At 68.0% G+C, this 11878-nt stretch carries 11 protein-coding genes and 1 tRNA gene; 2 read left to right on the top strand and 10 right to left on the bottom strand.

Annotation, left to right across the window (positions count from 1 at the left end):
* Positions 1 to 69: 69 nt before the first annotated feature.
* The 10 genes from queC to def form a co-directional block, all read right to left on the bottom strand.
* Positions 70 to 804, bottom strand: coding sequence for a 7-cyano-7-deazaguanine synthase QueC (gene queC, locus WS45_RS30085; protein WP_059534927.1), 735 nt, complete (start codon positions 802 to 804; stop codon positions 70 to 72).
* Between the two features lie 350 nt (positions 805 to 1154).
* A tRNA-Phe gene (locus WS45_RS30080) sits at positions 1155 to 1230 on the bottom strand.
* 61 nt (positions 1231 to 1291) lie between these two features.
* A complete protein-coding gene (esaR, locus tag WS45_RS30075; RefSeq protein ID WP_059703120.1) occupies positions 1292 to 1993 on the bottom strand; it encodes a response regulator transcription factor EsaR in 702 nt (233 codons plus the stop codon).
* Positions 1994 to 4408: a sensor histidine kinase EsaS gene (gene esaS, locus WS45_RS30070; protein WP_059534923.1), complete on the bottom strand. Its 2415-nt coding sequence runs from the start codon at positions 4406 to 4408 to the stop codon at positions 1994 to 1996.
* Positions 4398 to 4988 carry a DUF4390 domain-containing protein gene (locus WS45_RS30065; protein WP_059535132.1) on the bottom strand — a complete coding sequence of 197 codons (591 nt, stop codon included), beginning with the start codon at positions 4986 to 4988 and terminating at the stop codon, positions 4398 to 4400. Before WS45_RS30065 ends, esaS begins: the two co-directional genes overlap by 11 nt.
* The gene (gene rsmB / locus WS45_RS30060) at positions 4985 to 6373 is read right to left on the bottom strand and encodes a 16S rRNA (cytosine(967)-C(5))-methyltransferase RsmB (protein ID WP_059703118.1); all 1389 of its coding nucleotides are present in this window, start codon (positions 6371 to 6373) and stop codon (positions 4985 to 4987) included. The genes WS45_RS30065 and rsmB overlap by 4 nt, the downstream gene beginning before the upstream one ends.
* Before the next feature lie 175 nt (positions 6374 to 6548).
* Complete coding sequence (htpX, locus tag WS45_RS30055) at positions 6549 to 7406, bottom strand: zinc metalloprotease HtpX (RefSeq protein WP_006485774.1); 858 nt, start codon at positions 7404 to 7406, stop codon at positions 6549 to 6551.
* Between the two features lie 100 nt (positions 7407 to 7506).
* On the bottom strand, positions 7507 to 8148 hold the full coding sequence (locus WS45_RS30050) for a LysE family translocator (protein WP_059703116.1): 642 nt from the start codon (positions 8146 to 8148) through the stop codon (positions 7507 to 7509).
* 110 nt (positions 8149 to 8258) lie between these two features.
* Positions 8259 to 9254: a methionyl-tRNA formyltransferase gene (fmt, locus tag WS45_RS30045; RefSeq protein ID WP_059703114.1), complete on the bottom strand. Its 996-nt coding sequence runs from the start codon at positions 9252 to 9254 to the stop codon at positions 8259 to 8261.
* A 34-nt stretch (positions 9255 to 9288) separates the two neighbouring features.
* Positions 9289 to 9792 (bottom strand): peptide deformylase, encoded by a 504-nt coding sequence (gene def / locus WS45_RS30040; RefSeq protein WP_059607517.1) that lies wholly within the window; start codon positions 9790 to 9792, stop codon positions 9289 to 9291.
* Between the two features lie 184 nt (positions 9793 to 9976).
* On the opposite strand from def, the gene dprA reads away from it, so the two are divergent.
* Positions 9977 to 11296, top strand: a complete 1320-nt coding sequence (gene dprA / locus WS45_RS30035; RefSeq protein WP_059703112.1) for a DNA-processing protein DprA — start codon at positions 9977 to 9979, stop codon at positions 11294 to 11296.
* A 37-nt stretch (positions 11297 to 11333) separates the two neighbouring features.
* Positions 11334 to 11714, top strand: a complete 381-nt coding sequence (locus WS45_RS30030) for a thioredoxin family protein (protein WP_059703110.1) — start codon at positions 11334 to 11336, stop codon at positions 11712 to 11714.
* The last annotated feature ends 164 nt before the right edge of the window (positions 11715 to 11878 follow it).

The raw sequence follows: 11878 nt of genomic DNA, 5'->3' as shown, positions 1-11878 counted from the left end.
TCGTCCGGCTCGCGCCGCTCGTTGTCGATCAGAATCCGTTATTCATCCGGCGCTGCCGCCGCACCCGCGTCACAGCGGTGCTTCGGTCACCCGCTCGCCCTTCAGGTAGGCCTCGTAGCCGCGCTTGCGCAGCTTGCAGGCCGGGCATTCGCCGCAGCCGAAACCCCAGTCGTGCAGCTCCGCGCGCTCGCCCACGTAGCACGTGTGCGTCTCGACGCGGATCAGCTCGACGAGTGCCTCGCCGCCGAGTTGCTCGGCGAGTTGCCACGTCTGCGCCTTGTCCAGCCACATCAGCGGGGTTTCGAGCACGACGCGCGTATCCATCCCGAGGTTCAGCGCAACCTGCAGCGCCTTCATCGTGTCGTCGCGGCAGTCCGGGTAGCCCGAGAAATCGGTCTCGCACATCCCGCCGACCAGCACGCGCAGACCGCGGCGATAGGCGATCGCAGCCGCGATCGTCATGAACAGCAGGTTGCGGCCCGGCACGAACGTGTTCGGCAATCCGTTCGCCGCAGTCTCGATCTCGATCGTGCGCGTCATCGCCGTATCGCTGATCGCGCCGAGCACCGACAGATCGATCATGTGATCGTCGCCGAGGCGGCCCGCCCATGCGGGAAACCGGTGCTTCAGCGCATCGCGCACGCCTTCGCGACATTCGAGTTCGACGCGATGGCGCTGGCCGTAATCGAAGCCGAGCGTCTCGACCGTCTGATAGCGTTCCAGGGCCCAGGCCACGCACGTGGCCGAGTCCTGCCCGCCGGAAAACAACACGAGCGCGCCGTCTTTAGCGTCTGTCCGAATCACCGTGATACTCCGTGAATGTATAGGCTCGCGTCGCGCTGCGCCCCGGGGCCGGCTGCCGCCGGACGGCCCGACGCGTGCCGGCCTGCGCCGGCTCGACCAGTATAGGCAGCGCGGTCGGCCGCGAACGCGGCGGCGCGCTTATACCGCCCATCGCGCGGCATCGTTGCCGCGCGTCACGGCGGCGCCTGCGGGCTGCCCTGCCGTGCGCATGAAGCGATGCGCTAAGTCATTGAGCGGGCACGGATTTTATCACGCCCCGACGAATGCTGCCGGGCGCGCCGCCGATGCCGCGCAAACCCACCACAAACGAAAAACCCCAAGAACCTTCCGATTCTTGGGGTTGGAACTGCTGGTGGCCTGGGACGGAATCGAACCATCGACACGCGGATTTTCAATCCGCTGCTCTACCAACTGAGCTACCGGGCCAACGAAGAAGAGAAAGTATATCCAGCCCTCATCACTTGCGCAAGTGTTTTCGCGAAATATTTTATGCGGCGCCTTCGGACGACTTCTTGCCGAGCTCGACGCCGAGCTGCTTGAGCTTGCGATAAAGGTGCGTGCGCTCGAGGCCCGTCTTCTCCGCGACGCGCGTCATGCTGCCGTTCTCGCGCGCGAGGTGATATTCGAAGTACGCGCGCTCGAATGCGTCGCGCGCTTCGCGCAACGGGATGTCGAACGGAATCGCGGCCGTCTGGCCCGCGAGGCCGAGCGCCGTGACCATGTCGTCGCCGAGCGTCGGCAGCGCGGCCGCGGATGCAACGGCCGCCGGCCCCGATGCTTGCCCGATACCGGCTTTCGCCGCCGCGTTGACGGACACCGGTGCCGCGCCGCGCGCGAGACCGTGCTCGACGGACTTCAGCAGCTTCTGCAGCGCGATCGGCTTCTCGAGGAAATCGAGCGCGCCGATCTTCGTCGCCTCGACGGCCGTGTCGATCGTCGCGTGCCCGGACATCATGATCACGGGCATCGTCAACAGGCCCTGCGCCGCCCATTCCTTGAGCAGCGTGACGCCGTCGGTATCGGGCATCCAGATATCGAGCAGCACGAGATCGGGCGCCTGATTCAGGCGGTATTCCCGCGCGGCCTGCGCGTTCTCCGCCGCCTCGACGACATGTCCTTCATCGCTGAGGATCTCCGAGAGCAATTCCCGGATGCCCATTTCATCATCTACCACCAGGATGGTTGCCATTTACGCTGCCTTTGTCTGCACACTTGCTTTTGTCTTGGCGGGAGCCGTCCCGCCCTGCGCGCCGGATTCGGCGCCTGGCGTATCGCTCGCCATCTGCAGGAACAGGATCGACACCTGCGCACCCTCGACGGTCTCGCCGTGCATGCGATTGCGCAAATCGATCCGCGCACCGTGCTCGTCGACGATTTTCTTGACCGTGGCCAGCCCGAGCCCCGTGCCCTTCGCCTTCGTCGTCACGTACGGCTCGAACGCACGGGTCAGGATGCGTGCCGGAAAACCGGGCCCGTTGTCGGACACGGTAAGACGTACCGCGACGCGCGTTTTGCCCTCGGCGTCGGGATCGCCATATTCTACTGTCTTGGTTTCGATCAACACACGCGGATGCGCGACTTCCGCGACCGAATCCTGCGCGTTCTGCAGCAGGTTGTGAATCACCTGGCGCAGTTGCGTCGCGTCGCCGCGAATCACCGGCAGCGACGGCGCGAGTTCGGCGACGATCGCGCTCTTGCCTTCGCCGACACCATACAGCCCGAGCACCTCGCTCGCCAGTTCGTTCAACTGCAGGTTCGCGAGCACCGCCGGCGGCGTGCGCGCATATTCGCGGAAGTCGTCGACCATCCGCTTCATCGCGGCCACCTGGTTGACGATCATCGTCGCACCGCGCTTGAGCACGTCCGCATCGGGCGGTGCGAGCTTGTCGGACAGCTTCATCTGCAGCCGCTCGGCCGACAGCTGGATCGGCGTCAGCGGGTTCTTGATCTCGTGCGCGAGCCGTCGCGCGACCTCGCCCCATGCGACCGAACGCTGCGCGGAAATCACGTCGGAGATGTCGTCGAACACGACGACGTAGCCGGACGTCTGCGGATCGTCGGCCTCGCCCTCGACCGTCGACACGAGTCGCGTGCCGCGCACGAGCAAGGTCAGCGGATCGGCTTCGCCCGGCACCTCGATCGCGAACTGCTGCTGCCAGTGACCGCGATCGCCGCTACCGCCGTCCGAAGCGGCTTCGCGATCGGCAAACGCCTTGCGCACCATCGCACCGAATTCCGCGACGACGCCGATCCGGTCGAGCGCCGTGCCGATCATCGAGCTGAACGGCTGCCGGAAGATTCGCTCGGCGCCGCGGTTGGCCGTCGTCAGCCGGAACTGGCGATCGAGCACGAACACGCCGGCCGTCAGGTTCGCGAGGATGCTCTCGAGATACGTCTTCGAATGCTCGAGCGCGATGCGGTTCTTCTCGACCGCCTGCCGAGCCTCGGACAGCTGGCGCGTCATCGCATTGAACGACTGCGTGAGGAAGCCGAGCTCGTCGCGCGACTTGATCTCGCGCTTCGGCGTGTAGTCGCCTTCCGTGACCTCCTTCGTGCCCTGCGCGAGCAGGAACAGCGGCCGCGCGAGCTGCTGGCCGAGCGCGAGCGCGAGCATCATCGCGATGAAGGTCGCGAGGAACAGCGCGAGCGTCAGCGTGCCGATGTACATCTTGCGCAGCCCGGTGCGGCCGAGCGATTTTTCCTGATATTCGCGATACGCGCGCTGCACCGCGTCGGCGTTGTGCGCAAGCGTGGGCGGCACCGGCTGCGTGAGCTGCAGGAATCGCTCCGCCGGTTGCAGCAGCGACGTCGTCGCATCGGGAATCGGCCGCACGACGCGCAGCCGCAGCGCGCCCTTCGCGCCGTGCGCGCGCGGGTCGCCGTCGACCTCGCCCTCGATCGCCGCATACGCGCCGTGTTCGCGCGCCTGACTCAGCATCAGCGGCGTCGGCAGGTCGTCCGGAATCAGCGCGGCGAAATTGCCCGACGCCTGCGCGACGATGTGCAGCTCGGGCGCCGCGCCGGAGCCGCCGCGGCTCGGCTCGACGATCGTCGCATCCTGCACGCCGAACTGGTCGCGCAGACGCAAGAGCGTGAGCGTCGTGCCGTTCGTGTTCGCATCGACGCTCGCGAGCTGGTCCGACATCAGCCGCGCCTTCGTCTGCAGGTCGGACAGCGACGCGTCGAGCATCCCGCGGCCGAGGTTCAGGCCGGCCGTCAGCGCGGTCTCGACGTTCACGTCGAACCACGACTCGATACTGCGCGACACGAACTGGTACGACACGATGTAGATGATCCCGCCCGGCACCACGCCGACGAGCGCGAAGAACACCGCGAGCTTCGCGAGCAGCCGCGTGCCGAACTTGCCCTTCCTCAGGCGCACGACGATCATCCCGATCAGACCGAGCACCACCAGCAGGAACACGAGCGCGACGATGATGTTCATCGCGTACAGCCACGAGTAATAGCGGTCGAAGAATTCCGTGTTCGCGCTCGCGGCCGCGAGCAGCACGAGCAGCAGCAGCGCCGTGAGCGCGACGGTCGAGACGATCACGCGAACGAGGAGGCTCTTCCCGCTGGCCGCGCGGCGCACTTTATTTAGCACGTTCGGTCACCGTGAAAGTGAAGCGCTTCCAGTCCGACCCGAGCGTCCAGTCGCGGTTGTTCACCGCGTCGACCTGGAACGGCTTCGGCATCAGCGCCGTATCGAGCTGCATCCGCACCGAGGCGGTGTAGGTTTCGCCGGCGCGCACCTGGTTGCGGTCGATCACGTGCCACGACGTGATGTGCCGGACGACCGCGAGCGCGTCCTTCAGCGACGGGAAGCCGAGTTGCAGCCCGCCCGTCGACACGCGGTACTCGCGCGTGAGCGGCTGGAACGACAGGCGGATCGTCTGCGACACCGACACCGGCTGCTCGTCGAACCAGTACCAGCGCGCGCGGCCCAGCTCGAAGTCGGTCGTGAAGTAAAGCGGGATGCCCTTGTTGACCGCATCCTCGAGGTTCGGATTCAGCTCGAAATCGAAGCGGGCATCCAGGCTCCAGCCGCTTCCGTCAGCCTGCAGCGATGCGCGCTGCACGGCGATCGACTCGGCGCGCGCCTGTCGAACGACAGTCAGGCACAGCGTCAACGCGACCAGCAGGACGGCCGCGAGCCGAAGTGGAAAAAGGTGTTTGATCGTCACCGTTTCTGAAACCGCGCGTAGAAAAATCCGTCGTGATCGGTGTTCTGGTCGAGTGCACCGGCCGCCCCGCCGTGCACGCCGCCCGGCAGCAGTTGGCCGGGCGCGTCCAATCGTACCGCATCTTCACAGGCCGCTTCAAACCAGCGAGCCTGCAACTCACCTTCCTCGGGGAAGATCGAACAGGTCACGTAGAGCAGTTCGCCGCCCGGCTTCACGAGAGGCCACAACGCCGTCAGGATGCGGCGCTGCTCCGCGACGAGCGCGGCGATGTCAGCTTCGCGACGCAGCCAGCGAATATCGGGATGACGGCGCACGATGCCGGACGCCGAGCACGGCACGTCGGCCAGGATGCGGTCGAACGGCCGGCCGTCGTACCACGCGTCCGGCGCGCCCGCATCGCCGACGCGCACGTCCGCCGCGAGCGACAGGCGCGCGAGGTTCTCGCCGATGCGCGCCGCGCGGGTCGCGTCGCTTTCGAGCGCAACGACTTCGGCGTCGGCCAGTTCGAGGATATGCCCGGTCTTGCCGCCCGGTGCCGCGCACGCGTCGAGCACGCGCATGCCGTCGCGCGCACCGAGCCATTCGGCCGCGAGCTGCGCACCGGCATCCTGCACCGACACGACGCCGTCGGCGAAGCCCGGAATGCGGTCGACCGGCAGCGCCGACGCGAGCCGCACCGCATGGCGGCCGATCGCGGTCGCGTCGATTCCGCTCGCGCGCAGCGTGTCGAGATACGCATCGACGGTCGCCCGGCGCGCGTTCACGCGCAGCGTCAGCGGCCCCTGGCGCTCGCCGGCCGCGAGAATCGCCTGCCAGGCGTCCGGCCACGCGCGCTTCACCGCATCGACCCACCAGGTGCGGTAATTCCAGCGTGCGACGGGATCATCCTGCATCGCCGCGACGAGCGCGTCGCGCTCACGCTGGAAACGCCGCAGCACAGCGTTGACCAGCCCCTTCGCGAACGCAAATTCGCGCCGTGAGCCGATCACGGTCACGGCCTGGTCGACGATCGTGAATGCCGGATATGCGGCCGCTTCTTCCGGATCGAGCAGCAGCGCGAGCGCACCGGCGAGCACCGCATGCACATGCGCGGGCGGCGCCTTGCTGACGAGCCGGCCGATCAGCCAGTCCGCACTGCCGAGACGACGCATCGTCCGGTACGCGACGTCCTGCGTCGCGCCGCGCGCCAGCGCCTGCGCGCCGGCCGGCATCTGCGCGAACACCGCGGCCAGTGCCGCCGGCAGCGCGGTGCCGCGCCGCACCGCATCAACGGCCTGCGCGGCCGCGTCGAGTGCGAAGCCCAGCGAATCGGGCGCGAGATGCAGCGCGGACAGGCGCGCGGCGCGGCCGGAGGAAGACTGAGCGGAGGAGCGGGTTCGTGTCATCGGAGCAAAATCGGCAAACGGGCGCCGCGAGCGGCGGGAACCCCGCGGCCGCGTGGCCGCCGCGATTCCAAACCGCGCATTGTAGCGTGAGGTCATGCGTCCCCTTTACGGGACGCACAAATGAAACACCCCGCAGCGCAGGGCATGCGGGGTGACGTGTCGAGCGCGACGCGACTTAGTCGAAGCGGCCGGTACGCGCCATCTCCATCAGACGCGCGATGCGCTCCTCGGTCGCCGGGTGCGTGGAGAACAGATTCTGCAGACCACCGCCGTGAAGCGGGTTCATGATCATCATCTGCGCGGTGGCCGGATGCGCTTCGGCCGCCTGGAACGGGATGCCGGCCGCATAGCGATGGATCTTGTCGAGCGCGGTGGCGAGCGACTGCGGATCGCCGGAGATTTGCGCGCCGCCGCGGTCGGCCTCGAACTCGCGCGCGCGCGAGATCGCCATCTGGATCAGCGCACCGGCGATCGGTGCGAGCAACGCGACCGCGATCCCCGCGATCGGGTTGGCCGGACGGCCGTTTTCGTCGCGACCGCCGAAGAACATCGCGAAGTTGGCCAGCGCCGAAATCGCGCCTGCCATCGTCGCGGTGATCGTCGAAATCAGGATGTCGCGATGCTTCACGTGCGCGAGCTCATGCGCCATCACGCCGCGCATCTCGCGCTCGGACAGCACACGCAGGATGCCCGTCGTCGCGGCGACCGCCGCGTGCTCGGGGTTGCGGCCCGTGGCGAACGCGTTCGGCGCGTCCTCGTTGATCAGATAGACGCGCGGCATCGGCAGGTTCGCTCGCGTGGCGAGTTCGCGCACCATCCGGTAGAACTGCGGCGCCGTGTTCTCGTCGACTTCCTGCGCGTTGTACATGCGCAGCACCATCTTGTCGGAGAACCAGTACGAGAAGAAATTCATGCCGAGCGCGAACAGCAGCGCGATCGTCATGCCGCGCGAGCCGCCGATCATGCCGCCGATCACGATGAACAGGGCCGTGATCGCGGCCATCAGCATCGCCGTTTTGACCCAATTGAACATACCCACTCCTTATCCGTCAGGGGACCCGCCGCACATCACGATGCACGGCGGAAAATTGTAAGTGATTTGTTAGATAAGGTCTTGCCGGAAAAATTCAATTTCAGCGTTGCGTCGCCGCGAGCCGCAGCCCGAGGCCGACGAAGGCGCTGCCCACCGCGCGGTCAAGCCACTTCCTGACGCCCGGCTTGCCGGAAAAGCGCTGCGTGACGCTGCCCGCGACCCACGCGACGATGCAGGTCCAGACCGTGCTCATCGCGACGAACACCGAACCGAGCGCCAGGAACGCCAGCGCCTTGTGCGGGCTGTCGGCCGACACGAACTGCGGGAAGAACGACACGAAGAACAGCACGACCTTCGGGTTCAGCACGTTGGTCCAGAAACCCTGCATGAACAGCTGGCGCAGCGGCCGCGACGCCGAGGCTCGCGCCGCCTCGGCGCCTGCCGGCGCGGCGGCCTGCTTCGCGAGGATCATGCGCACGCCGAGGTAAATCAGGTAAGCGGCACCGACCAGCTTGATCACCGTGAACGCGGCGGCCGACGCCGCGAGCAGCGCGGTCAGGCCGAACGCACACGCAAGCGCGTGCACGCAGCAGCCGGCGGAGATGCCGAGCGCGGACATCAGCCCCGCGCCACGGCCCTGCGCGACGCTGCGGCCGACGATGTACGCCGTATCGGGGCCGGGCGTGACGTTCAGCAGGAAAACCGCGAGCACGAAAAAGCCGAAATGGGTGATGCCAAGCATGAGAACCTCGAAACCGGAAAGCGCAGGGAAATTCTACGCGCGCCTGCCGCGCCGCGCGACTCAGCCATTCGGCCGATTGCGCATGATCGGCATGTCGGGTCGAATGACGCTCAAAGCCCGTCGGGCAACGCGAAGCGCTGGCCCGCGGCGAGCGGCGAGCCGGCCAGGAATTCGCGCGCGGGCAGCCGCTTGCCGCCCGGCTTCTGCAGTTGCGTGACGCGCAGCGCGCCGCCATCGCCGCATGCGACGACGACGCCTTCCGGCGCAGCCTCGACGATCGTGCCGGGCGCCGTGTCGACAAGCGCGCCGCGCGCCGCCACCGGCTCGGCCGCCCACAGCTTGATTACCGTGCCGTCGAGCATCGCGACGCCGCCCGGGAACGGGTCGAACGCGCGCACCTGCCGCGCGAGCACGTCGGCCGGCTTGCGCCAGTCGAGCGCCGCTTCGTGCTTGCCGATCTTTTCCGCGTAGGTCACGCCGTCGGCCGGCTGCGGAGTGGCGGGTAGCGCGCCGTCGCGCTCGAGCCGCACCAGCGCGTCGACGATCAGGCGCGCACCGTCGGCGGCCAGCCGGTCGTGAAGCGTCGCGGTCGTATCGTCGGGCGCGATCGTGAGGCGCGCTTCCTCGATCATCGCGCCGGTGTCGAGGCCGACGTCCATCTGCATCAGCGTGACGCCCGTCTCGGCGTCACCGGCTTCGATCGCGCGATGGATCGGCGCGGCGCCGCGCCAGCGCGGCAGCAGCGACGCGTGGATGTTGATGCAGCCGGCGCGCGGAATGTCGAGCACTTCCTGCGGCAGCAGCAGGCCGTATGCGGCGACCACCATCACGTCGTGCGGTGTCGCGCGCAGCAGCTCGATCGCGTCGGCCGCTTCCTCCGGGTACTTGCCCGCGCGGCGCAGCGAAGTCGGCTGCGCGACGGGCATCCCGTGCTCGACGGCATAGCGCTTCACGGCGCTCGACTGCAGTTTCATCCCGCGCCCGGCGGGGCGGTCGGGCTGGGTGAGCACGAGCGGCACCGGGAAACCGGCCTCGTGGATCGCGGCGAGTGCGGCCGCGGCGAATTCCGGCGTGCCGGCAAAAATCACGCGCAACGTATGGGTCATGACAGCGTTCGGGATCGGGCTGGGCAAACGCGCGTCACATCGCGCGTTCGAGTTTCTTCATCTTCGTCTTGATACGGGTCTGCTTCAGCGGCGACAGGTATTCGACGAACACGCGACCCATCAGGTGATCCATCTCGTGCTGCACGCACACGGCGAGAAGGCCCTCGCAGTCGAGCTCGAAGGTTTCGCCCTGCTCGTTGAGCGCACGCACACGCACGTGGTCGGGACGCTCGACTTCGTCGTAGATCCCGGGCACCGACAGGCAGCCCTCCTCGTAGATCTGTTTCACGTCGCTCGACCAGATGATCTCGGGGTTGATGAACGCGCGCAGCTCGTTCTTTTCCTCGGAGACGTCGATCACGATCACGCGCTCGTGCACGTCGACCTGCGTCGCCGCGAGGCCGATGCCCGGCGCGGCGTACATGGTTTCGGCCATGTCGGCGACGAGCTTGCGGATCCGGTCGTCGACCTTGTCGACGGGCTTGGCGACCTTGTGCAGCCGCTTGTCGGGGTAATGAAGAATGTTCAGCAAAGCCATGGTGTTCGGTATTCGGTGGAGCGGCGCGCCGCATCGGCCATCCGGCCGGCTGGCGCCGCCGCCGGGATGCAATGAAGATGAGGCGGACGCGCGGCATGTCAATGCCGCGGGTCTGCCTCCTGCAATTGGCCGGACGCTCGTGCGCGCGGCCCTGTCGAGTATTTCGGATGATGAAAATTTTATCATGGTGCCACGCTGTTCGCTGGCCGTCGCATTCGAGGGGAACCTCATGTCGCCGCAAGCGCTGACGACCTCCGCGTTGCGTGCGTGGCTGCAGCTCGCGCATGCACCGGGACTCCCGCCCGCCGTGCTGCGTGCGCTGCTCGATGCATTCGGCTCGCCGACGGCGCTGCTGCGCGCATCCGACCAGGCCATCGGTGAGGCGAGCAGCGCTGCCGCCGCGCGGGCGGTGCGCACCAGCCAGCGGAACGACCTCGACGCCCGCACCGACGCCGCACTGGCATGGCTCGACGCACCGGGCAACGCGATCGTCACGCTCAACGATCCCGTCTATCCGCCGCGGCTGCGCGACCTGCACGATCCGCCGCCGCTGCTATATGTAAAGGGCAGGCTCGACTTGTTGCATGCGCGCGGGCTCGCCGTGGTCGGCAGCCGACATGCGACGCCGCAGGGGCTCGCGGACGCCACACGCTTCTCGCATGCGCTGTCCGATGCGGGCCTCGTGATCGTCTCCGGTCTCGCGCTCGGCATCGACGGCGCCGCACATCGCGGCGGCCTCGACGGCCGCGCCGGCACGGTCGCGGTGATCGCGACGGGTGCCGATCTCGTCTATCCGGCTCGGCACCGCACCCTTGCGCACGAAATTGCCGCACGCGGCGCGATCGTTTCCGAATGGCCGCTCGGCACACCCGCGCGGGCGGCGCATTTCCCGCAGCGCAACCGGCTGATCGCTGCGCTCGCGCTCGGCGCGCTCGTCGTCGAAGCCGCGCCGCGCTCCGGCTCGCTGATCACCGCGCGGCTCGCGAACGAGCTGGGCCGCGACGTGTTCGCGATGCCGGGCTCGATCCACGCGCCGCTCGCGCAGGGCTGCCACGCACTGATCCGCGACGGCGCGAAGCTCACCACGACCCCGCTCGACGTGCTCGAGGAATACGGGTTGGGCGAACCGGCTGTTCACGCCGGCCGCGCGGAGAATTCGCGTTCGCGCCGCGATAACAGTGGAACAACTGACACTGCCGCGCGGTGCGCGGGCGAGCACGTCGAGAAAGCAGGTTCCGCCATTCCGGTCGCCACGCCCGCCGCGAACGACGGCACGCCAACCGACAACCCGGCCGAACAGTCCGTGCTCGCCGCACTGGGATACGGCCCCGTTACGTACGAGTGGCTTGCCGAGCACACCGGTCTGTCCGACGACGCGCTGCACCGCGCGCTACTCGGGCTCGAACTGGCCGGCCGCGTGGCGAGCATGCCCGGCGGACGCTTCGCGCGGCTTGACGCAACGCCCACCCCGCCCGCGTCCGGCGTGCTACAGTCCCCCGCATAGAGGCGGCCGTGCCGCCGACGCAACCCCGAGGAATTCCATGCCCGCGCTGAATCTCGACACCGATGCCGATCGGATCGCCGAGCGCCTCGCCGATCCCGACACGCTGCTGGTCGCCTGCCTGTGCGCCGAATGGTGCGGCACCTGCCGTGACTACCGAGCGGCTTTCGATCAGCTCGCCGACGCCCATCCCGACGCCTGCTTCGCATGGATCGACGTCGAAACCCATGCCGACCGGCTCGACGATCTCGACGTCGAGAATTTTCCGACGATCCTGATCGAGGACGCGAACACCGCGCGCTTCTTCGGCACGGTGCTGCCGCACGCGGCGATCGTCGAGCGGATGCTGTCCGACCTGAGCGCCGTGCCCGGCGCGCCGCACGCACCGAAATTGCGCAACATCCTGAATGTCGAGGCGTAAGCCGCGCACCGGCCCGGCAGCCTTTTCGCGCCGTTGCGCGTGCCGCCGCGCCGGGCGCTTGCCGCCGTTGCGGCCCCCCACTATGATGAGCCGCTTTTTGCACGCCGCGCCGCCGTCGCCGCGGCGTGTGCTATAAAGCCGTCGTAAAAGGGACCCACGCCGGC

The organism is Burkholderia sp. RF2-non_BP3 (genome assembly GCF_001522185.1).
Taxonomy (GTDB): Bacteria; Pseudomonadota; Gammaproteobacteria; order Burkholderiales; family Burkholderiaceae; genus Burkholderia; species Burkholderia diffusa.
Note: the sequence above shows the minus strand (reverse complement) of the source record. Positions and strands in the feature narration are given on the sequence as shown.

What these genes read in the sequence shown, in the direction of transcription:
- esaR (WP_059703120.1), bottom strand. Translation starts at nt 1,993, where the DNA reads ATGGCAACCATCCTGGTGGTAGATGATGAAATGGGCATCCGGGAATTG.
- rsmB (WP_059703118.1), bottom strand. Translation starts at nt 6,373, where the DNA reads ATGACACGAACCCGCTCCTCCGCTCAGTCTTCCTCCGGCCGCGCCGCG.
- htpX (WP_006485774.1), bottom strand. Translation starts at nt 7,406, where the DNA reads ATGTTCAATTGGGTCAAAACGGCGATGCTGATGGCCGCGATCACGGCC.
- WS45_RS30050 (WP_059703116.1), bottom strand. Translation starts at nt 8,148, where the DNA reads ATGCTTGGCATCACCCATTTCGGCTTTTTCGTGCTCGCGGTTTTCCTG.
- fmt (WP_059703114.1), bottom strand. Translation starts at nt 9,254, where the DNA reads ATGACCCATACGTTGCGCGTGATTTTTGCCGGCACGCCGGAATTCGCC.
- def (WP_059607517.1), bottom strand. Translation starts at nt 9,792, where the DNA reads ATGGCTTTGCTGAACATTCTTCATTACCCCGACAAGCGGCTGCACAAG.
- dprA (WP_059703112.1), top strand. Translation starts at nt 9,977, where the DNA reads ATGGTGCCACGCTGTTCGCTGGCCGTCGCATTCGAGGGGAACCTCATG.
- WS45_RS30030 (WP_059703110.1), top strand. Translation starts at nt 11,334, where the DNA reads ATGCCCGCGCTGAATCTCGACACCGATGCCGATCGGATCGCCGAGCGC.